Origin of the sequence: Wenyingzhuangia sp. 2_MG-2023 (genome assembly GCF_030548295.1) — a bacterium.
GTDB lineage: Bacteria > Bacteroidota > Bacteroidia > Flavobacteriales > Flavobacteriaceae > Wenyingzhuangia.
In genome coordinates this window covers 33,127-54,829 of the sequence record NZ_JAUOSB010000017.1, presented here as the reverse complement: position 1 = coordinate 54,829, position 21,703 = coordinate 33,127, and the positions used below count along the sequence as shown (strand labels likewise).

The 21,703-nt window shown below is 33.1% G+C and carries 13 protein-coding genes and 1 other RNA gene; 4 read left to right on the top strand and 10 right to left on the bottom strand.

What is annotated here, in order from left to right; translation table 11 throughout:
• Nucleotides 1-536 precede the first annotated feature (536 nt).
• The 9 genes from Q4548_RS13970 to Q4548_RS13930 all read right to left on the bottom strand — a co-directional run bounded on the left by Q4548_RS13970 (nucleotide 537) and on the right by Q4548_RS13930 (nucleotide 18,477).
• Nucleotides 537-3,794, bottom strand: a complete 3,258-nt coding sequence (locus Q4548_RS13970; protein WP_303456018.1) for a glycoside hydrolase family 2 TIM barrel-domain containing protein — start codon at nucleotides 3,792-3,794, stop codon at nucleotides 537-539.
• Between the two features lie 159 nt (nucleotides 3,795-3,953).
• Nucleotides 3,954-4,592 carry an SDR family oxidoreductase gene (locus tag Q4548_RS13965; protein WP_303456016.1) on the bottom strand — a complete coding sequence of 213 codons (639 nt, stop codon included), beginning with the start codon at nucleotides 4,590-4,592 and terminating at the stop codon, nucleotides 3,954-3,956.
• 229 nt (nucleotides 4,593-4,821) lie between these two features.
• Nucleotides 4,822-6,342, bottom strand: a complete 1,521-nt coding sequence (locus tag Q4548_RS13960; RefSeq protein ID WP_303456015.1) for a sulfatase-like hydrolase/transferase — start codon at nucleotides 6,340-6,342, stop codon at nucleotides 4,822-4,824.
• Between the two features lie 134 nt (nucleotides 6,343-6,476).
• The gene (locus Q4548_RS13955) at nucleotides 6,477-8,132 is read right to left on the bottom strand and encodes a sulfatase-like hydrolase/transferase (protein WP_303456014.1); all 1,656 of its coding nucleotides are present in this window, start codon (nucleotides 8,130-8,132) and stop codon (nucleotides 6,477-6,479) included.
• 15 nt (nucleotides 8,133-8,147) lie between these two features.
• On the bottom strand, nucleotides 8,148-9,659 hold the full coding sequence (locus Q4548_RS13950) for an alpha-L-fucosidase (protein WP_303456013.1): 1,512 nt from the start codon (nucleotides 9,657-9,659) through the stop codon (nucleotides 8,148-8,150).
• Nucleotides 9,660-9,664: 5 nt separating this feature from the next.
• Nucleotides 9,665-12,157, bottom strand: coding sequence for a beta-galactosidase GalB (galB, locus tag Q4548_RS13945; protein WP_303456012.1), 2,493 nt, complete (start codon nucleotides 12,155-12,157; stop codon nucleotides 9,665-9,667).
• Between the two features lie 63 nt (nucleotides 12,158-12,220).
• Entirely contained in the window at nucleotides 12,221-14,032 is a 1,812-nt protein-coding gene (locus Q4548_RS13940) for an arylsulfatase (RefSeq protein ID WP_303456010.1), read from the bottom strand.
• Nucleotides 14,033-14,313: 281 nt separating this feature from the next.
• Complete coding sequence (locus Q4548_RS13935) at nucleotides 14,314-16,782, bottom strand: TonB-dependent receptor (RefSeq protein ID WP_303456008.1); 2,469 nt, start codon at nucleotides 16,780-16,782, stop codon at nucleotides 14,314-14,316.
• A 9-nt stretch (nucleotides 16,783-16,791) separates the two neighbouring features.
• On the bottom strand, nucleotides 16,792-18,477 hold the full coding sequence (locus tag Q4548_RS13930; RefSeq protein ID WP_303456007.1) for a M23 family metallopeptidase: 1,686 nt from the start codon (nucleotides 18,475-18,477) through the stop codon (nucleotides 16,792-16,794).
• Between the two features lie 166 nt (nucleotides 18,478-18,643).
• Here Q4548_RS13930 and Q4548_RS13925 point away from each other — a divergent pair, with 166 nt between their 5' ends.
• The 4 genes from Q4548_RS13925 to rny all read left to right on the top strand — a co-directional run bounded on the left by Q4548_RS13925 (nucleotide 18,644) and on the right by rny (nucleotide 21,015).
• Nucleotides 18,644-18,934 carry a hypothetical protein gene (locus tag Q4548_RS13925; protein WP_303456006.1) on the top strand — a complete coding sequence of 97 codons (291 nt, stop codon included), beginning with the start codon at nucleotides 18,644-18,646 and terminating at the stop codon, nucleotides 18,932-18,934.
• A 7-nt stretch (nucleotides 18,935-18,941) separates the two neighbouring features.
• Nucleotides 18,942-19,238, top strand: coding sequence for a cell division protein ZapA (locus Q4548_RS13920; RefSeq protein ID WP_303456005.1), 297 nt, complete (start codon nucleotides 18,942-18,944; stop codon nucleotides 19,236-19,238).
• A gap of 53 nt (nucleotides 19,239-19,291) precedes the next feature.
• Nucleotides 19,292-19,401: non-coding RNA, 6S RNA (gene ssrS / locus Q4548_RS13915), on the top strand.
• Nucleotides 19,402-19,452: 51 nt separating this feature from the next.
• Nucleotides 19,453-21,015 carry a ribonuclease Y gene (gene rny, locus Q4548_RS13910; protein WP_303456004.1) on the top strand — a complete coding sequence of 521 codons (1,563 nt, stop codon included), beginning with the start codon at nucleotides 19,453-19,455 and terminating at the stop codon, nucleotides 21,013-21,015.
• A 115-nt stretch (nucleotides 21,016-21,130) separates the two neighbouring features.
• Here the strand turns inward: rny and Q4548_RS13905 are convergent, their stop codons facing one another.
• Entirely contained in the window at nucleotides 21,131-21,469 is a 339-nt protein-coding gene (locus tag Q4548_RS13905) for a hypothetical protein (protein ID WP_303456003.1), read from the bottom strand.
• Nucleotides 21,470-21,703 lie beyond the last annotated feature (234 nt).

The window sequence follows — 21,703 nt, the reverse complement described above, 5'->3', positions numbered from 1 at the left end:
AATTCCAATATAAGTCAGTTTAAAAACTCCTAAATTAATGCTATCCTAATTCACACACAACTTTTGGGCTTGATCCAATATTACCTCTCAACTTTTATAGAAATCATTAGCGGTATATAAAATGCCTTTACTGAAATCCATCCCGAATTTACTTCGACTAGGTTCAGTACAAACTGCTGGATGAGTTGTGTTGGATAAGATTTGTGCTTGTTATTTATTTCAACATTTTGAGGGTGAAATTTATTAAAATGGAGACTACATCTTATTATGAGTATAGTACTTGACTTAGACTTTTAGGGATGTATTATTGTTAGATTGTATAATAGCACTTATGTATAAACTATCAATGTTTGTTTTATTATGTTAAGTGTTTAGGTATAAGATAAGTAGTTATTTCGACTTAGATTAGAGTTTAAATTGTATAAAGAAGAAATTCTTGAAAGAATGTGGGGAAATTTAATTAGATACTTTTATTTTAAAAAAGCTCACTAACAAAAGAAGTTAGTGAGACTTTTTAAAATAAAATGATTTAAATATTAAAACTTGATTTCTTTTGCATTTACTTTTTTACCTGTCAATGGTGTAATATAAAAACTATACTCATAAGTTCCAGGTGTAATTAAATACTCTTTGTGTGGTTCGGCAATAGCAGACCAAGTATTGTCTCCACCTACACCCATTTGTTTTAAATCTACATTTACAGTAAATACGTCTCGTTGTTTTAGCTCGTAGGTATGTTTTGCCCTTTCTAAGTTTTCTAAGCTGTAAGGAGATACACTAAAGTTGATAGGCTGCGCACCTGTTACTAAAATTCCTTTATTGGCTTTGTTACTTAATGTAAACCAACGAGTATCCATACGGTTTCCGTTTTCTTCCGGATAAATGTATTCGTAGTTCATGTTGTTAGCATTGGTTTTGTACAAACCTACAAAGGCACCTGTATTTCTGTCTGCATAATTAGCTTGAGGTCCTTTACCATAATATGCCACTTGTTCATATTTTTTAGCAATATCAAAAGACATTCCTATTCTTGGTACGTTAGGAGCATTTTTATCAATCACTACTTTGTAATCTACCTTCACATATCCGTTAGCTAGGATGGTATAAGTTAAATTCACATCGGTTTTAGGATTGGCAATGGTTCCGTTAACTTCTACTATTACTTTCCCTTTGGTACTGTTTACAATGGTGTTTTGAACTATCATACGTTGTCCTGCTTGCATCCAATCCAACTCATTTTGTTGTTTTTTAGCACGTCTGTAAGCTTGATCATTTTCTGTTTGCGCTCTCCAAAAGTTTAAGGCTAATGGCGATGCTAATAAAGAAGTTCCATTTGCTGTATAATTTTTAATCAATCCTGTTGTTTTATTAACAATAACAGTATTGTTTTTAGCGGTAATTTTAATCTGATGATTATCTTGAGAAACGTTTAGTTCTTTTGAAGGTACTTTAATGTTTTTTACCGTTTTAGCAGTGTAGTCCAATTTAAATTGTTCCATAAAAACAGTATATCCTTTTTGTTCCCAAAGTGTATCTTCTTTTAAATGACCTTTAATGTTGATGAAAAATTCATCAACAGCCTTTGCTTTTGGCTTTTTAAAGTTGATGTGGATATTCTCTGATTGAGTAGGAGCAGTGGTTAAACTTTCTAAAGTACCTGTTTTGATGATTTTTCCGTTTTTCAACAATTCCCAAGTTAAATTATACTTAGATAAACTTACTGCATGATGACGATTTAAAATTTTAAATTCACCTTTTAACGCATTTACAGCAGTAATAACAACAGGCTGATTTACTTTTTTACATTCATAAATCTCTGGTTTTGGAGTTCTATCAGCAGCAATAATTCCGTTTACACAAAAAGTACCATCATTAGGAATGTCTCCAAAATCTCCACCATAAGCTAAATACTCCGTTCCGTTTTTAGTTTTGGTTAAAATTCCCTGATCAATCCAATCCCAAATATAACCTCCAATAGCTCTGTCGTTTTTGTAAATAACATCCCAGTATTCTTGCATGTTTCCTACAGAATTTCCCATTGCGTGTGCATATTCACACATAATTACGGGTCTATTATCAATAGGAGCAGTATCATCTATTAAACTCTGTAAAGCTGCTGGGTTAGGATACATTCTACTAATCATGTCTACCCATTTAGGATCTGTAGGGTTTCCTTTTCCAATATTAAAATATTTCTTTTTGTAGTCTGGGTGTGCAGGTTGTCCTTGTGCACCTTCGTAATGAATGTAACGAGTAGGATCAAATTCTTTAATCCAACCTGCCATTCCAGCATGGTTAGGTCCCATTCCAGATTCGTTACCCAAAGACCACATTACTACAGATGGGTGATTTTTATCTCTTTGTACCATTCTAATGGCTCTTTCTAAATAAGCACTTCCCCATTCAGCTTCGTTAGACAACTGCCCTCTAACTCCGTGAGATTCTAAATTTGCTTCATCCATTACATAAATTCCGTAACGATCACATAATTCATAAAAATAAGGGTCGTTAGGGTAGTGAGATGTTCTAACAGCATTAAAATTAAATTGCTTTAACAGTTTAACATCAGCTTCCATATCGGCTCTAGACACTGCTTTTCCGTTAGTCATGCTATGATCGTGTCTGTTAACTCCAATCATTTTTACAGAATTTCCGTTGACTAAAAATCTTCCTTTAGTATCTATTTCTACTTCTCTAAAACCAACTTTAGTGCTAGAAAATTGTGTTGTATTTCCTTTTTCATCTTTTACGGTAAATAATAAAGTATATAAGTAAGGATTGTCTGAAGACCATTGTTTAGGTTGTTTAATTTCAGACTCTATCATTCCAAAATAAACATTGTCTCTTTGTGGATAAAATTCTCCAAAGTACTTTCCTAATTTCATATTTTGTGTATCTACTGTATTTCCATCAGTATCTACCAACGTGGTCGTTAATGTCCAGTTGTCGTAATTAGTTTTTAAAGGAGCATTTCCAAAGTGACCTACTTTTTCAATATATTTATCTGCTTTGTTAATGACAAACTTAGGTCTAACTTGTAACAGAGCATTTTCATAATTTTCATCAAAATCAGTACGAATGGTAAAATCTGACAAACGAACTTTAGGAACTGCTTGTATGTATACTTCACGTTCAATTCCGCTCATTCTCCAATGGTCTTGTGCTTCTAAATAGCTACCATCTGCCCAACGGTATACTTTTACAGCAATTTTGTTGTTCCCTTTTTTAAGGTGTTTTGTAATGTCAAATTCAGAAGGTAAACGAGTGTCTTCACTGTATCCAACAAATTCACCATTTACCCATACATAAAATGCAGAAGATACTCCTCCAAAATGTAGAATGATGTCTTTATCTGCCCAAGAAGGATTAAAATTGATGTTTTTTACATAATGCCCAACAGGGTTGTCATTATGATTGATGTGAGGGTAATCACTAAAAAAAGGATACGTAGAGTTGGTGTAAATTGGAGTTCCGTAGCCTCTCATTTCCCAGTTAGAGGGTACATCAATAGTTTTCCAGTTTTTGGTGCTAAAATCTGTTTTTTCAAAGTTTTTAATTTCATCAGCAGATTTAGCTACCCAATTAAATTTCCAATCTCCGTTTAAAGAAGTAAACAGAGAAGAAGTTTCTCTATTTCCTTGTAAAGCTTGTTGTTCATTGTCGTACACAGAAAACGTACTACGAGCAGGTAATTTGTTAATTTGATTTACATGTGGGTTTTCCCAATCATTTTGTTGTGCTTGAGCGGTGTGTAAACTTAATACAGCACAAATAAGAACTAAAATTTTTTTCATTATATCTGTAGGATGAATTTCTGCAGACGAATATAGTTGATATTTAAATTAAAGCTTGTTACGGTTGTTTTTTATTGTACTTCAAATGTTGAAAGTTTTGATAAAAACAACCGTAATGTGGTTGTTTTCTCCGTATTTATACGGGGATATCAGTAGGGATTAAGAAAGTGACTCAATAGCTGTGTCAACAGGAGTTGTTCCACCCACAAATTCAAAACTTTTTTCATAAGCATTGGGGTGATCCAAAACTTTCTCTATTACGGTAGCTACATCGGTACGAGGGATAGTAGCCCCGTTTAATTGAGTATCTATAGTAATATTATTGGTTCCCAAATTATTGGTTAGCGTTCCAGGCATTAAAATGGTATAATTTAAACCACTTTGTAGTAAATGTTCATCAGCATCTGTTTTGGCTTGTAAATAAGGAACTAATTCTTTAGGCCATTGATCTTGTGTTTTTCCGGATCCCATAGAACTTACCATTACAAAACGATTGACTTTATTTTTAATGGCTAAATCAATCGCTTTTTTGGCTCCTTGTCTATCTATCAAATGCGTTTTTTCATCACTTGTGTTTCCACCACTACCTGCTGTAAAAACAACAGCATCTATACCTTGGTAAGCGTGTTCAAAATTTTCTTCTAAATCTGCTATAACAGTCTTGATGCCTTTGTTGTGAAAAGTTGGTTGTTGAGATGTTTTTCTTAGCATAGCAACAGGCTGGTGATTCGATTTTTTTAATTTCTTAGCAAGTATAGTTCCAATGTTTCCGTTAGCTCCTATGATTAATACTTTCATAAAGTGATTTGTTTTTAAGATGAGATTTCTTTGAAGAATAAAATTAGCGACTACGGCTATCAAATTCTCATCACAATTGTATAGACACAATATCGTGCTTATAATATTGGTGCAAATAACAAACCAAAATAATGTTTTTGTAATGTTATTTTGATTGGAACAGTGTATACATAATAAAAAATCCCTAAGTAATGCACTTAGGGATTTTTAAAACTAAATATGAGCTAAATTATAGTTGCTGATATATAGCAGATATATCCAAAGGATCGTTCATGTCTTTTTGCAATTGTAATAAATCTTTGAATAATTTTTGTACCCTTTCTTTTTGTTCGGGTTTTGTTGCAATATCGTGCATTTCTTCAGGATCATTATTTAAATCAAACAACAACACTTTTTTTATTTCTGGATACACCAATAATTTATATCCATTTTTTCTAATGGCACGTTGTACATCTAAATAAGCACCATATATGGCAGGGTAGTAGCTTTTGGTTTCTTTTCCTTTAGCTATGTTTAAGAAGCTATTAAAGTCTATATAAGTTGGTTTTTCTACTCCAGCAATGTCTAAAGCAGTAGCCATAGCATCTTGTAAATAAACATCTGTATCTACTTTTTTGTTTTTTGGAATTTCTGGTCCAACAATAACCATTGGAGGTCTCATACTATGATCAAATAAGTTTTGTTTTCCTAACAAACCATGTCTCCCCATAGCCAAACCATGATCTGCAGTAAAAATAATGTAAGTATTGTCCATTTTTCCAGACTTTTTTAAAGCATCTAAAATCAACCCTATTTGCTTATCTGCATATGTAATACTAGCGTAGTATTCTTTTGTATGTGTTTTAATAGCATATTCTGTTCTTGGGAATGGAGCTAAAGCTTCGTCTCTTAAATTATTTCCGTTACCAATAGATTTTCTAAAAGGGTATTCAGGAAGGTAACTTTTTGGAACAGAAATTTTATTCACATCGTATAAATCTTGATATTCTTGTGGAGCTTGTCTAGGATCATGAGGTGCGTTAAAAGCCAAGTACATAAAGAATGGTTTTTCTGATGATTTTGCTTGGTCTATAAAAGAAAGTGCATCATCTTTTACAACATCACTCCAGTGTTTACCTCCTTGCCAGAATCCTCCAAATTTAGGATCGGTAGGATCCCAAGAATGGTCATTTTCATTTTGAGGTCTATTATATCCAATAGGCATAATATCATCAGGGTTGGCTCCTTTTATTTTTGAAATAGAGTCAAATTTAGTCACCATTTTAAAGTGATCCCAATTGTCTTTAGGCATTCCACCTCTTACATGTGCCGTATGGTTAAATACTTTTTCTGCATTTACATGTACGTGCCATTTACCTGTCATGTAAGTTTCATATCCTCCAGATTGTAATAACTTAGACCAAGTTTTATTTGGATTGTCTTCTTTATTAATTTTGTGAGTGAATTTTTCTGCATTCCAAACAGATCTACCTGTATTCATCATGGCTCTAGAAGCTAAACAAACAGCTCCACTCCAAGAACCCATGTTGTAGGTATGGGTTAGTGTGGTTCCATTATGTACTAGTTTATCCATGTTAGGGGTAATAATTTCATTATTCCCTAATGCGTGAATAGAAGTGTAGGTTTGATCATCTGTAAAAATGAAAACAATATTTGGTTTCTCTTTTTGTTCTTTCTTTTTGTTGTCTTTACCACCACAGCTAGCCAAAGCTAAACTTAAAGAGATGAATAGAATTTGTTTTATAAACATAGCTTTAATAAATATTTGATGTTATCAAAAATATAAAAACACTTTCATTACATTATCAATATATATAGACATAAAAGAATACATATGTGTTAATATAGGGGTAATGATGTTGAAAGTCTTTAAAATAACTGTTCTTAATGCCCTCCATCAGGATGACTATCATTTGTATATCTAAACACAGCTGGTTTTTCTGTTCCTCTTGCGTTTTTTATTTCTGTTTTCCAAGCTGCTTTTAATCTTGTAAGAACAGCACTATGTTCTCTATTATTGATTAAATTATGCAATTCATTAGGGTCTTTTTTGAGATTGTATAATTCTTCATAAACAGGTTGTTCCCCTTGTAAAGAAGACTCTACTAAATGTCTGTAGTAAGCAATATCTGGATCGTGAACAGCATATAACATTTTGTTTACAGGAATTCCCATAGCTTTAGCTGTTTTAATTTCTTGTGTTGCAGATCTGTTGGTATTTTTGTAATAACGAATGTACTTCCACTCTTTATCTTGCACTGCTTCACATTTAGGATTTCCAAAATGAGTAGACCATAAATTTTCTGTGTAGGTATAGTCTCTTACTTCTTTGTTTCCTCCTTTAATTAGGTTAGAAATATCTTTTCCTTGCATTTCTTTAGGAATATCAATTCCAGCCAACGCTAACATAGTAGGAGCAATGTCTATAGTTTGTACTAAGGCATCACTTTTTATTCCTCTAGTTTTTCTTTTCGCATTAGGATCTAAGACTATAATAGGTACATGAGTTGTTTTTTCATAACACAATGCTTTACCACCTAAACCTTGTTCTCCCATAAATAATCCATGATCAGAAGTAAAGATGATGATGGTTTTTTTATTGATTTTTAAGTCTTTTAATTTTTGTCTTAAATTACCAACCAATCTGTCAATCCCAGTCATAGCCTCTAACTGACGAATGTATCTTTCTTTAAAGCCTTCTGGAGTATCAGAGTAATTGTATCCGGCTTGTCTATCTTCAGCTCTTAATAAATCTGCTGGTAATTTAGGAGTTTTAATGTCTTTTTTAGCAATAAAATTATCTGGTAACGGAATGTCTATGTCTCTGTATTTGGTTCTGTACAAAGCATCATCTGTAGGTTTTAATTTCATAGTACTTGTACTAGCACTATGTGGTAAGTTAAAGTTGATAGACAACATAAAAGGCTTGTCTAAAGGTCTTGATTCTAAAAACTTAATAGCTCCTTTTAATTTACGAGCATTAGGATCTAAAAATTCATCAACCCCCTCATTAATTACTTCTGGTTGTGTATTGGCAATAGCATCGTTAAAAATTTTGTGCCTTGCTTTTGGATAAAATCCTAAATGTCCGTGACCTGCATACCAATAGTCAAAACTTTTTTCCATAAGACCACTTTCATAACCTCCTTCACCTATGGGAGCGTGATTTTTACCTATCCAACCTGTATAGTACCCTGCTTTACGCATTACCATTGGGTATGATTTTTCCCAGGCTTTGTCTGATACAGATGTACCAGAGTTAAAATTTACACCGTGTTTACGTTCGTATTGACCTAGTAAGATAGAAACTCTACTAGGTGTGCAAATAGCACTAGATACGTGTGCGTTGGTAAATAGAACTCCTTCTTTGGCAAGTTTGTCTATGTTAGGAGTTTCTACAATTTCATTTCCTGTACAACCTAATAAGTTGTAAGATTGATCATCTGTAAGAACAAAAACAATATTAGGTTGTTCTTGTGCTTTGGCAGCTATAAAAAATAGACTACAACATACAGCAATTGCTTTGAATGTATTTCTCATTTTGTGATTATAAATTTATTTTAATGTTATTTTATAAACCAAAGCAGCATCAGCTTCTAGTGGTTTTTTGTTAGGTTGATGGACTGTTAACCCCTTAGAGTTTTGTTTCCATTTTATTTTTTCGGTACTTCCTAAAACTGTTACAGATTTTACCTTTACTTGGTTTTTTTTAGTAAAAACAGATAAAGTACGTTCTCCATCTTTAGCATCCCAACCTAATTGTAAAGCATATACAGTTTTTCCTTTGGTTGTATATCTAATGTCTTTACTGTTTAAATTTCCTAATCCTTTTTTAATGGCTCCGTAAGCATTCCAGGCATCACTTTCATCTCTTTTTAAAACGGTAGGTCCTTCTCCAAATTTAATAAATGGGCGAGTGTTATAAATAGCTTCACCATAAAGTTTCATCCAAGCTCCAATTTTTTCCATGGCTTGTACTTGTTCTATAGGCATGGTTCCATCAGCCATAGGACCCGCAGACAATAACATAACTCCATTTTTACTAACTACTTCAGCTAACATTCTAATGGCTTTTTTAGGGTCTATAGCTGTACGTTTGGTTTTGTCATAACACCATGCGCTTCCTAGAATAAAATCGGTAATCCAAACTTCTGGAGTAATATCTTCCATGGTAGCTCTTTCTACATTTACTACGGATAGCTCGGTAGGGAAGAAGTCTCCTTTGGTATTTACCACGACTTCTTTGTTGTTTTGTTGTGCCTTGTTAAAATAGTGAGCTAAGAATTGTTTTCTGTGAGCTTCATCAATATAACGCTGTCCAAAATCCATCCAAATATAATCGGGTAAAAACTCATCTACTACTTCATTTAATTTAGCTAACCAAATGTTGTTTTCGGCTTCGTAAGATAAATTTCCATATAGTTTTTTTAAACGTTCTTCTTGTGGTGTTTCTACACTTTCATAACTCAACAAATGTCTACTAGCAGGACGTAACACGGAACCTTCTTGTTTTGCGAAAAACAAGTTGTGGAAACCATGATGAAAAGTAGCCATAAACTTTAAATCTCTTTTTTTTGTTTCCTCTGCAATGGCCTTTACCACGTTTACACCGGGTCCCATGTTTACAGAGTTCCATTGGTTTACCTTACTGTCCCATAAAGAAAATCCATCGTGGTGTTCTGCAATAGAACCAATAAATTTAGCTCCCATTCCTTGGAATAGATCGACCCATTCTTTGGCATCAAATTTTGGAGCTTTCCACATTGGAATAAAATCGTGATACTCAAAATTTTCTCCATAATCCTTTTTGTGTTGTTTGTAAATGGTGCTTCCCCAACCAATTCTGTCAGGTGTATACATCCAACGTCCGTACCACTCTCCTCCGTGTGCAGGAACGGAATAAACTCCCCAATGAAAGTAAATTCCTAGTTTAGCATCAGCAAACCAATCGGGTACAGCTTTGTGTTTTTTTAAACTTTCCCAGTTGGGGCTGTATTTTTCTTGTGCTGTACTAAAATTAGCAATGGCTAAAAAAGAGAGTATAAATAATGTTTTTTTAATAGACATGTTTTTTATTTTGTACTAATCGTTATTGTGGCTGATTCTAATTCTTTAGAGGTAGCTGTTAGTGTAATTTTACCTGATTTTTCAGTTGATTTTAACACCGCCAAGCACAATCCATTAAATGCTTTTCTTTGATTAGCCTGAAAAGAAGCCAAAGAAGTTTGATCTCCATTTCCAACAGCTGCCAATGTAGCTGCTCCTTCTACACTAAAATTGATTGTGTTGTTTGCATTAGGACATAAATTTCCATCTTTATCTTCTACTCTTACCGTAACATAAGACAAGTCTACTCCGTTGGCTTTGATTTGACTTCTATCTGCAATTAATCCAATTTTAGCAGGTTTACCAGCTGTAAATAGTTGTTTGCTAGCAGCTTCTTTACCGTTTTTATAAGCAACTACTTTAATGTTTCCTGGTTGGTAAGGAACATTCCAACTTAATCTATATTTAGATTTATACATTCCTTTTTTAAACCCATGATATTCCGACGGAATTTCTGTTACATCTTTTCCTTTAATTTTTTTACCAAAAGATTTACCATTTACAAACAATTCTACTTCATCACAATTGGTATAAGCAATTACAGGAATGTTTTCACCTTCTTGTCCTTTCCAATTCCAATGTGGTAATACGTGTACCATTGGTTCTGTAGTCCATTGACTTTGGTATAAATAATACCTGTCTTTTGGAAAACCACACAAATCAACAGGAGCAAAATATGATGAGCGTGATGGCCAATCGTCATTCCAATATCCATTGGTAGAATTGTCTCTACCTCCATAAGGAGTAGGCTCTCCTAAATAATCAAAACCTGTCCAGATAAATTCACCTAAGGCACGAGGTTCTTTTGCTAAAGCATCAAATTCAACATCAGGAGCATAAGCCCAAGGTGGCCCTACAATAACATCGTAGCTAGACACATGATTGGTATGGTGTTGTTGATGATAATCGATAGGTAAATGATAAACACCTCTACTACTTGTTAATGATGATGTTTCTGATCCATACACAATCATATCAGGATGGTCTCTTAAAATATTACCGTATTCTTCTGGCCAGTAATTCATTCCCACTACATCAACATAATTAGCTAATTTGTTTTTAAAAGGGGCAGGGAAGTAATTAAAACCAATAGTTGTGGGTCTTGTAGGATCTTCATCGTGGCAAATATCATTTAGTTCTTTGGTAATTTTCCACCCATCTTTTCTAGATTGTTCTAAAATTTCATTTCCAATACTCCACATAATTACAGAAGGGTGATTACGATCTCTTTTGATCATGTCACGTAAATCTTTTTCGTGCCATTTGTCAAAATATAAGTGATATCCATTTTCTACTTTACCTAATTTCCATTCGTCAAAAGCTTCTACAATAACTACAATTCCTAATTCATCACAAACTTTTAAAATTTCTGGAGAAGGAGGGTTGTGACTTGTTCTAAGGGCATTAACTCCCATAGATTTCATAATTTCTAATTGTCTTTGCTTGGCTCTAAAATTAATAGCGGCTCCTAAAGGACCTTGATCATGATGCATACAAACTCCTTGAAATTTGATATGTTTTCCGTTTAGGGTAAAACCAGTTTCTTTATCTACTTTAATAGTTCTAATACCAAAAGAAGTCTCGTAAACATCAGTAATATTTCCGTCCACAATAAGTGTACTTTCAGCAGTGTACATTTGTGGTGTTTTTAAATCCCATAATGATGGATTTTCAATTTCAGCAGTCACGTTTACTTTAGAAACCGTTTTTTTGTTAATAGTGACATCTTGTTCTTGTTGATGAACAATGTTTCCATTTGGAGCAATGATGTTTGTTTTTAATACAACAGAAGAAGTGGTGTTGTAGCTATTAATGATTTTAGTCTCTATGTTGATTTTAGCTTTTTCTTTGTTGATTTTTGGAGTGGTAACATAAGTCCCCCATTGTGGAATGTGTATGCCATCGTTGATTTTTAAACGAACATTTCTATAAATTCCAGCTCCAGGATACCATCTTGCAGACAAGTCTTTTGGAGACAATTGTACAGCTATAACATTGTCTTTTCCAAAATTTATATAATGGCTTAAATTGAATTCAAAACCAATATATCCGTAAGGTCTTTCACCAATATAATCTCCATTTAACCAGACTTTTGCATTGTTCATGGCTCCATCAAATTCAATAGAAATAACTTTATTTTGATGTTTTTTATCAATCGTAAAATGTTTTCTATACCAAGCTTCTCCTGTAACAGGCAAACCTCCGGTTCGAGCATTGTTTGTATTGCTAAAAGGACCTTCTATCGCCCAATCATGAGGTAGGTCTAGTTTTCTCCATTGACTTTCGTCTAAGTCTATTTTCTCACCGTTTAAAGTGTCTTTTATGAACAACCAGTTTTTGTTAAAATCTAAATCGGCTATAGAAGTGTTTTTTTCTATAGAAGAATTGCATGAAAAAAGGGCAAGCGTAGCAAGAAAAAGAATGCTTTTTTTCACAAGTTTGGTGTAGGTTGTTGTCATAATCTATTGTTTTAAAAAATCACCTTAGTTCTTAATGGGGAATAACAAAAGGCGATAAAATCTCTAATTAAGTTTTTGAATGTAAACGTAGTATGCTACATTTTCTTCTCCTTTATCATCTATAAATTTAGCTGTTAGATTTGTTTTTCCTTTTGCCAAGTTAAGGGTGAAATCAGCAGACATTGCATTGTTTTCAATACGAGTCTCTACTGCGGAATTGTCTCCAAATTGAATGATTGCTTTTTGGTAGTGTAAGTTGACACCTGCTGGAATGTTTTCTTCCAAGCCAGGAACTTCTTGTTTTGTAATAGCAGGAGTTGTTGTGTTGATTTTTAAACCAGATTCTATAGGATATCTTCTTAAAGAAACTTTGTATTTAGCATTTTCGGTAATATCCAAAGTCCAATAACCATAACCTTTGCTTCCTTTTCGGATGTATACTTGGTTCCATGGTTGATTTCCATTAGGTGCATGAACATCATGTGCCGTTAATGTTACGGGATTTTCTTGTGGAATTCCAACTTTAATGTATACTTCTTTGTCAAAATCAGCAGATACTTTTGTCCACCATTTTTCATAAAAAACACGCATTTCAGCTACTTTTTCTGGATGACTACTTGCTATGTCATTTTTTTGACCTTTGTCATTTTCTATGTTGTATAATTCCTTTCCGTTGATCAATCTCCATGTGTTTTGCATAACAGCAGAACCTCTCCACTTTTCAGGATGCTGAATACGTTGAGAATCCGTAACCACCATTCTATCATCTTTTTTAGATGTATCTTTTAAGAAAGGCACAATACTTTTACCATCTAAAGGCATGTGGTTTTTGGGTAAATTGATTTGACACAGTTCAGCCAAAGTAGGCATGATATCTATTTGAGCAGTCAATTGTTGAATGTCTTTTGCTTTGGATAACTTTCCGTTTTTCCAGTGAATAAAGAAAGGAACTCTATGTCCACCTTCGTAATGACTTCCTTTGTGGCCTTTCATTCCGGCAGTATTTCCTAATACTTTTCCGTTTTTGTAAGCAACTCCAGCAGCAGTACCATTGTCGGTCATAAAAATCAAAATGGTGTTGTCTGCAATTTTTAAGTCTTCTAAAGTTTTTCTTAATTTTCCAAAATTATCATCAATATTGGTAATCATTCCGTAAAATCTTTTTTGTTTGTCCGTTAGTTTGTCTTTGCTAACGTCTTTGTACATATTGTAGTATTCAGGAGGTACGTTGTAAGGACCATGAGGAGCATTGGGAGCTAAGTAGCAAAAAAACGGCTCATCTTTGTGCTCTTTTATAAAATTTAGAGCTTCTCCAAAAAAGATGTCAGTACAATAACCTTCGTATTTTTGAGGCTTTCCATTTTTGAAGTAAGTATCGTTAAAATATGTGTTTCCCCAATAGTCAGGTGTTTGTTGTACACCACCACCACCGTGCATTACGGTTTCTTGAAAACCTCTGTTTTCGGGTCTAAAAGAATGGTTGTCACCCAAGTGCCATTTTCCAAATCCTCCAGTTTTGTAACCGTTCTCACTAAACATATCTGCCAAAGTTTTTTCTCTTTCCCTTAATAAAGACCAACCTCCAACGGTATGCCACACACCAACGCTATTAGCGTACCTTCCAGTCATTAAAGCAGAACGTGTTGGAGCACAAGTAGGTCCAACATGAAAATCTGTTAAATGAACGCTTTCTTTGTAAAAAGAGTCAATATTAGGTGTTTTGATGATTTGATTTCCCAAAGCACCAACATCTCCGTAACCTTGATCGTCTGTCATTACCAATATTACGTTTGGTTTGTTTTTTTTGTTTGTTGTAGCATTTGTACAACTTATGGAAAAGAAAAGTAAAGCTAAAATGTAATAGAAATGTTTCATGAATTGATATGTTATTTAACTAGAGTAAATGTCTTAATTTAGACTGAGCTAGTTAAAAACAAATGATTTTTAGCCTGTAACAAATGTCTTACATGAAACATTTATTTTTTTTAAAACGTGTAATTGCTAGAGGTTTACTCTCTGTCACTTTTTTGAAGATTATTTTTTTAGGAAAAATAATATAGAATAGGAGACTAGTGTTTTAAGAAACAAGAAAGGCAAAACAATTCGTTTTTTAGAAAGATAAATGGTTGATAAAAAGTAGCGAAGTACAGTTGCTATTAAAAGACCATTCCTAGTTTAAAGTTTAAAATTCTCCCTGTTAAAATATTGGGTACACTGTTGTAACGTTTGCTGTCTACATCGTAAATCCAAGTATTGGTTGTGGTATTTTGTATGTCAAAAATATTGAAAAGCTCTACACCTAAATCCAATTCTTTAAAAAGGCTAAAAAATCCAGAAGTGTATTGTTTACTTTTATCAACAACAATATATGAAGCTCCTAAATCTGCTCTTCGGTAAGGTCTTAAACGTGTTTGAAAATCGTATCGATCAACAGCAGCATTTGAATCTGCACTTGCATTGATTGGAGAACCTCCTGGTAGTGGAGCGTTTAGTACCAAGTTTAAATAGACTTTAAAATTTGGGTTACTAGGTACATAGTCTTGAAACAACATCGCAAATTTAAAACGTTGATCGGTAGGTCTGGCTATGTAGCCTCTGTTGTTGGTGTTTTCTTCAGTTTTTAGAAACCCCAAACTGATCCAGCTTTCTTTTCCTGGAACAAATTCACCGCTCATTCTTAAATCCAATCCTGTAGCGTAGGCTTGTGTTTGGTTGTTGGCGTCGTAACGAATTCTAACATTGTCTAAACTATAAGCGTTTACGTTGTTTAGTTGTTTGAAATAGATTTCCGAAGTCATTTTAAAAGGACGTTTCCATAGTTCAAAACTGTATTCGTTAGAAAAAACATAGTGAATAGCTTCTTGTGCATCTAGGTTGTAAACCAAATTCCCTTGCGGATTTCTCAGTTCCTTGTAAGATGGTGGTTGGTGGTAATAACCAGCAGCCAAACGGAACACCATGTCTGTATCTTCCCAATCTGGTTTTAGAGAAAGTCTAAACCTAGGACTAATGACTTGTTTGGTTTCTGATTTGAAAGAATTGAAATTATTTTTTAACCACCAGGTTTGAGTCCTTACCCCCACATGGTGCCAAAGGATATGATTTCCTACGTGCCATTTTTTGTTCCATTGAAAATATCCAGAAAATCGATAAATATCGGCATCGTTCTGACTTTTAACACTGTAAAAGGGGGTGATGGCTGCTACAAATGGAGTTTCGGGTTGGTTGTTTTCTACATTATCATCAGGGGCTCTTAATGTAATACCATTGTCATCAACCGTTGTCCATTGGTTGATTCGGTCTCGAATATTTTCTTTTTGAAATTTGGCTCCTATATCAAAATGATGTTTATTAACCCGGTGTTGTACAGAAATTTTTATATTTTGAATGAGAATATCCAAATCATTTCTTGCGTGATTCAATTCACTTCCTACACCAGAAACATACAAATCTTCTCCACTTACAGGATCTATTTCAGCAATGCTATACGCTCCAAAAATATCGTAATATTCTTGTTCTTGTGTGTTGAACATAGAAGTGGTAAGGTCTAAAGAAGTTTTTGGATTGATTTTGTATTTGTAGCTCAAAGCTCCAAAATAAGTTTTAAAATCATCTTGTTCGTTCCCTTCATAAAAAACAGTCAACTCTCTAGGTTGTACCAATCCTCCAAATTTGGTGACTCTAGAAATAGGTGTGAAATTATAGTTGTTGACAGAAATATTTCCTAAAAAATCTAAACTACTTTTGGTATTGATTTGATATGAAAGATAAGATTGAATGTCTGCAAATATCGGTTTGAAATTGGTTTGTGTGTCTTTAGAGTTTACCAACAGTTGATTGTTTCGATAACGGGCTCCAATCAATGTAGATAATTTTTTGTTGAGAAAAAGATTTTCATACGTTAAACTTGCTCCCAACAAACTAGCGTTAAAAGTTGTTTGCTCTTGAGTAGGTTTTTTGTAGTGAATGTTTAAAACGGAAGAAAGCCTATCTCCATACTTGGCTTCAAATCCCCCAGCAGAAAAATTGATATTTTCCGTCATGTCTGTGTTTAAAAAGCTCAACCCTTCTTGTTGTCCAGAACGAATCAGAAAAGGTCTGTAAATTTCAATTCCATTTACATAAACCAAGTTTTCATCAAAATTACCACCACGCACGCTGTATTGTGTGCTCAATTCGTTGCTGTTGTTTACTCCAGGTTGTGTCATTAACAGGTTTTCTATTCCTGCATTGGCACCCGGAATTCGTTTGTATTTTTCTGCTTTCATTTTTACCAAACCTTCTTGTGCAGCTTGATAACTTTTAAGCGTAACTGTTTCTATCTCTTCTGTTTGTACTTGCAAAATTGGAGAATAGTTGATGGTTTTGTTTTTTCGTCCTTTGATAGATTTGATCACAGATCCGTAGCCTAAATAAGAGAATTTTACAAGAATTTTTTCATTTTCAGGAATTTCCAAAAGATAATTTCCGTCTTTATTGGTAACAGTCCCTTTTTCTAAGTAGCTAATGCTCACACCTACAATAGGTTCTTTGTCCTTATTGGTAACCTTACCTTTTAAGTATGTTTTTTGAGAAAAAACAATCAGGCAGTGTAAAAAGCTAAAGAGATAGATAAGTGTTTTCAATAGAAAGGTTTATTTTGTAAAATCAATCGTTAAAGAATTTGTATTCCCTAGAAGGTCTTCAATCTTTAGCTGAAATATATGTTTTTTATTTTGGGTTTTCAGGTCATTTAAGTCAAAAGTAAGGAGATTTTTTTTAGGTTCGTACTCCATCAAAATCCATTCATTGTCTATGGTTGCATAATAGCTTTTGATGTCGGTTTGCAAATCCTTAATTACAACACTAATACTTTTATGGTTTGCTAAATTTTGATTTTTATAAAAACTTAAATGTTCAATTTTTGGTGCTATACTATCATATTTTACAGTAAAATCACCCAGACTTTTTGTGTTTGCATACAGCTTATTGCCTTTCTTATCGCTGGAAACATAATTGTAATTGTTTCTATATTTAAGAGCTAAATAAGCATGTTTTTGTTGTTTAGGACTAATACTGTCCATAAAATAGGCAATGGTATAGTTTTTAGACAAAGGAAGTGTTGGTTTGTGAACGTGAATATGATCGTCTTCTACATTAAAATCTAAATACATGTTTTCGTAAAAAGTAGCTTTTGGAAATCGTAATTCCACGTTTTTGTTTTTAAACACACAATACTGATTTGTGGGAATGTAATAAGGTGTTTTAGTTGCTTCTTTTAAAACAGGAGTGATGATAGAGTCTCTTTGGATTGGAATTTTTACTGTTGTCACATTTTTGGCAAAGTCGCTTATTTTGATGAGTACAGTGTATTGTTTTTGATCTGAAATGTTGAGATACCCTTTCTTAACAGTGTTTTTATAAATAGACAATTTGTTAAAAGGTTCAACATATGTTTTCTGAAATTTTCTAGACTTTGTAGCATAGTAAGCATAATCAATCAACAAATTGATGTATTTGCTTTCATCAAAAGAAAATGTTTCTAAATCATGATGGTATTTTAGTGTATCGTTCACATAAGTTTCAATGCTGTAAACTCCATTTTTATTAGGTGCGTAGTTGAGTAAATCATGTGTTCTTATGGAAATTCCAATTTTCCCTGTAGCTTTTATGGTTTTAGATACGTAGGTTTTAGCATTGATTTTTGTCAAAGGAATTTCTTGTGCTACAGGCAAATTATTGATGGCTGATTTTTTACCCAAAGGGCTTATTCTCAAACCTAAAACCGTTGGATGTATGTTGTCTTTTACATCGTAACCAAAAAGTAGAGGGTTGATGATTTTTTCTGTTTTAGTATCTCTAATTTCAAAATGCAAATGTGGAGCTGTAGAGCCTCCTGTGTTTCCAGAATAGGCTATTATTTCATCTGTTTCAATTGGCAGTTCTCCCTTTCCTGGAAAGAGTTGAATTTCAAACGATTTTTTTTGGTATTGTTTTGCTTTGATATAATTTTCAATCTTATCACTAAATTTTTTCAAATGCGCATATACGGTGGTGTAACCATTAGGGTGGGTTACATAAATTGCTTTTCCATAACCCCACAAAGAAATTTTAATTCTAGAAACATAACCCTGATGGGCTGCATATACTTTTTTACCCGAAACTCCATTTGTTTTGATGTCAATTCCTGAATGAAAATGATTGGTTCTTAATTCTCCAAATGTCCCTGCAAGAACAATAGGAATGTCCAAAGGATTTCTAAATTGATTTTGAGGATAGTTTTTTTGCGCAAAAGAGGAGCAAATATTGATGAAAAGTAAGAAAATGATTGATTTTTTCAAGAAAATAGAATTTAATAGGCTTACAAAAATATACAATATCTTAAAAACGAACCTATAAAAGTCTGATAAACAAACTTAATAATGAATTTAATAATTAGAGGCTCAAAAAATTGCATTTAAAAATAACAATGCTATTTTTGTAAGTATTGTTTTAGCGATGGTAATTATGGGAAGTGAACAAAAAATGATAGCCAGTTTAGAGGCTAATATTGAAAAGCTTCTTGAACGTTATGAGTTTTTACAAAAGGAGAATGATATTTTGGCGAATAGAAATTTCTTGTTACAACAAGAAAACAAATCGCAAAAAGATGAAATTTCTTTTTATCATGAACAGCTCCAAACGTTAAAAATTGCTAAAACATTAGAAGGCAGTGAAGGATATAAGAGAGATACGAGGGCTAAAATTGATTTTTTAATTGCAGAAATAGATCATTGTATTAAAGAATTAAATACATAGGTTCTTTATGGCTGATACATATAAAATTAATGTTGTTATTGGAGGGAGAAATTACCCTGTTTCTGTAAAATCTACAGAAGAAGAACAAGGGGTAAGAGCAGCTGCAAATAACATCAATAAGTTGATTTCAGATTACGAAAGTAATTATGCAGTAAACGATAAACAAGATGTGTTGGCGATGTGTGCGTTGCAATTTGCTTCTTTTATAGAAGTAAATAAAGTAATCAAACAGGAAGAAAATGAAGCAATGATGACTAAAATATCAAAATTAAATGCTAAATTAGAGTCGTATTTAGATACTTAGAAGTTCTTTACATAGAAATAAAAACACTGCCTACTTTGGTTTTCGTTTGATAAACTCAACACTATATCTTTAAAAAGGATAAGTCTAGTGTGCTAAAGCGAGCTGTCTTAGAACAGATACTTGATCACACTGTTAGTCCTAAAAAATGTTTTTTTTGGAGTTTATAAAACTAACCTTAGTAGGTTTTTTTATATATCAAATTTTATCAATACTAATGAATAACACTACAATTATACTGATTGCTGCAGGAGCAATTTTATTAGGCTATATTTTGGCTAAAATATTGGAGAAGTTCAAAGCTTCAAAAATATTGAAAGACGTTGAAAAAGAGTCTAACTCTATCATAAAAGAAGCTAAACTTACTGCAGAAGCCTTAAAAAAGGACAAAATATTACAAGCAAAAGAGAAATTTATTGAGCTAAAAGCAGAACACGAGAAAGTGATTTTGGCAAGAGATAAAAAAATATCGGATGCTGAAAAAAGAGTCAAAGATAAAGAGACTCAGTTGAACAAAGAGATTGAAAAAGAACGAAAGTTGTCAAAATCTTTGGAAGAAAAAGAAGCAGATTATACCTATCGTTTAGAAATTTTAGAAAAGAAACAGTCTGAACTTGACAAAATGCACAAAAAACAGGTAGACATGTTAGAGTCTATTTCTGGTTTGTCTGCGGATGATGCAAAGGTTCAGTTGATAGATTCTTTAAAAGCAGAAGCTAAAACGGATGCCATGGGGTATATTCGTGATACATTAGAAGAAGCTAAATTGACAGCAGAACAAGATGCTAGAAAGGTTATTTTAAACACCATTCAAAGAGTAGGAGTAGAGCAATCTATAGAAAACTGTGTGTCTGTGTTTAATATTGAATCTGACGATGTAAAAGGTCGTATCATTGGTCGTGAAGGAAGAAATATTAGAGCGATTGAGGCTGCTACAGGAGTTGAAATTATTGTAGATGATACTCCAGAAGCTATTATTTTATCTTGTTTTGATCCTGTTCGTAGAGAAATTGCTCGTTTGTCTTTACACAAATTAGTAACAGATGGTCGTATTCACCCAGCAAGAATTGAAGAAGTTGTAGAAAAGACAGAGAAACAAATCAATCAAGAAATTATTGAGGTTGGTAAGCGTACAGTTATAGATTTGGGAATTCATGGATTGCATCCAGAATTGATCAAAACAATTGGACGTATGAAGTTCCGTTCTTCTTACGGACAAAACTTGTTACAACACTCTAGAGAAGTTGCCAATTTGTGTGGATTGATGGCTGCAGAATTAGGATTGAATGTGAAAACGGCTAAGAGAGCTGGTTTGTTACATGATATTGGAAAAGTACCAGATACAGAAAGCGAATTGCCTCACGCTATTTTAGGAATGCAGTGGGCTGAGAAATATGGAGAAAAACCAGATGTGTGTAATGCTATTGGAGCACACCACGACGAAATAGAAATGAAAACAATGATTGCACCTATTGTGCAAGTTTGTGATGCTATTTCTGGGGCAAGACCAGGAGCAAGACGTCAAGTATTGGATTCATATATTCAACGTTTGAAAGATTTAGAAGATTTGGCTTTTGGTTTTAAAGGAGTTCAAAAAGCATATGCAATTCAAGCAGGACGTGAATTAAGAGTTTTGGTAGAAAGCGAAAAAGTTTCTGATGAAGCAGCAGTAGATTTGTCATTCAACATCTCTCAAAAAATTCAAACAGAAATGACGTATCCAGGTCAAGTAAAAATTACGGTAATCCGTGAGACAAGAGCTGTGAATGTAGCCAAATAAGGAAATAAATTTAGGTGCTTAAGGTGCTGAAAATTCAAAAAAACTCGAAATAGTAAATTACTATTTCGAGTTTTTTTTATGTGTATTTTTTTACATCTTGTTTTTTAGTCAATATCTATTTTCTTTTAATTGTGTAGGAATTAAAAGATTTAGTTGCTTTCATCTCTTGTTGCCAAAACAGAATAGGAATTACAGCACCTATGGTACCGATAGCTCCAAAGATAGTCCATAAAAAAAAGGTTACTACTATACCAATTACAATTCCAATAAGAATAACAAAGTTGTTTGGTTTTGCTTTGATATCGTTAACGTGTTTTTTTTCAAATGTTCCACAATTTTTGCAATTGATGTTAAAATCATCTCCTTTTTCCATTTGTAAATCAGGTCTGGTTACTGCATATGATTTTATTCGGACTTCTTTTTTACAAGATTTACAATCGGTATATAAATTCATTTCAAGCTTCTTTTTATTTGTGTTTTTTTACAGACTCTTGGTAAGATTACTATCTAATATTACTTATTTCTGCAATCTCAAGTTTAGGTTTTCTAGGTTCCGAAGATAATATAGTATTTGCTATTTTGGGAAATGCTAAAAAATATACTCCAATAATAATTATGAATACAACCCCAATTAGTACTTTGTTTATCTTGCTTATTTATAATTTGTTATCATGTCAGTATTGTTTCA

Coding starts and splice junctions, on each gene's coding strand:
- Q4548_RS13925 (WP_303456006.1), top strand. CDS start 18,644: ATGGGAAGTGAACAAAAAATGATAGCCAGTTTAGAGGCTAATATTGAA.
- Q4548_RS13940 (WP_303456010.1), bottom strand. CDS start 14,032: ATGAAACATTTCTATTACATTTTAGCTTTACTTTTCTTTTCCATAAGT.
- Q4548_RS13955 (WP_303456014.1), bottom strand. CDS start 8,132: ATGAGAAATACATTCAAAGCAATTGCTGTATGTTGTAGTCTATTTTTT.
- Q4548_RS13905 (WP_303456003.1), bottom strand. CDS start 21,469: ATGAATTTATATACCGATTGTAAATCTTGTAAAAAAGAAGTCCGAATA.
- Q4548_RS13965 (WP_303456016.1), bottom strand. CDS start 4,592: ATGAAAGTATTAATCATAGGAGCTAACGGAAACATTGGAACTATACTT.
- Q4548_RS13950 (WP_303456013.1), bottom strand. CDS start 9,659: ATGTCTATTAAAAAAACATTATTTATACTCTCTTTTTTAGCCATTGCT.
- galB (WP_303456012.1), bottom strand. CDS start 12,157: ATGACAACAACCTACACCAAACTTGTGAAAAAAAGCATTCTTTTTCTT.
- Q4548_RS13960 (WP_303456015.1), bottom strand. CDS start 6,342: ATGTTTATAAAACAAATTCTATTCATCTCTTTAAGTTTAGCTTTGGCT.
- Q4548_RS13970 (WP_303456018.1), bottom strand. CDS start 3,794: ATGAAAAAAATTTTAGTTCTTATTTGTGCTGTATTAAGTTTACACACC.
- rny (WP_303456004.1), top strand. CDS start 19,453: ATGAATAACACTACAATTATACTGATTGCTGCAGGAGCAATTTTATTA.
- Q4548_RS13920 (WP_303456005.1), top strand. CDS start 18,942: ATGGCTGATACATATAAAATTAATGTTGTTATTGGAGGGAGAAATTAC.